The 415-nt window shown below is 38.1% G+C and carries 1 protein-coding gene; it reads left to right on the forward strand.

Annotation, left to right across the window (positions count from 1 at the left end):
• Nucleotides 1–415 (forward strand): 30S ribosomal protein S16 (locus GB932_RS22170; RefSeq protein WP_497755945.1); only part of this gene is annotated, 415 nt, incomplete at both ends.

Consider the following 415-nt stretch of genomic DNA (forward strand, 5'->3'; position numbering starts at 1 on the left):
AAACATTATGTCAGTAAAAATCAGATTACAAAGACACGGTAAAAAAGGAAAACCTTTTTTCCACATCGTGGTTGCAGATTCTAGAGCTAGAAGAGATGGTAGATTCATCGAAAAACTAGGTACTTACAACCCAATTACTAACCCGGCAACTATCGAATTGAACGTTGATTCTGCTGTAAAGTGGTTAAACAACGGTGCTCAGCCTACTGATACTGCTAGAGCTATTCTATCTTACAAAGGTGCTCTTTACAAAAAACACTTACAAGGTGGTGTAGCTAAAGGTGCTTTTGACGAAGCTGAAGCTGAAAAAAGATTCAATGCTTGGGTAGAAGCTAAAGATGCTAAAGTACAAGGTAAAGTAGAAGGTTTAGCTACTGCTAAAGCTGATGCTAAGAAAGCTGCTTTAGATGCTGAA

The sequence above is a fragment of the Microbacterium karelineae genome, assembly GCF_009745985.1.
In the GTDB taxonomy this organism is placed as follows: Bacteria; Actinomycetota; Actinomycetes; order Actinomycetales; family Microbacteriaceae; genus Microbacterium; species Microbacterium karelineae.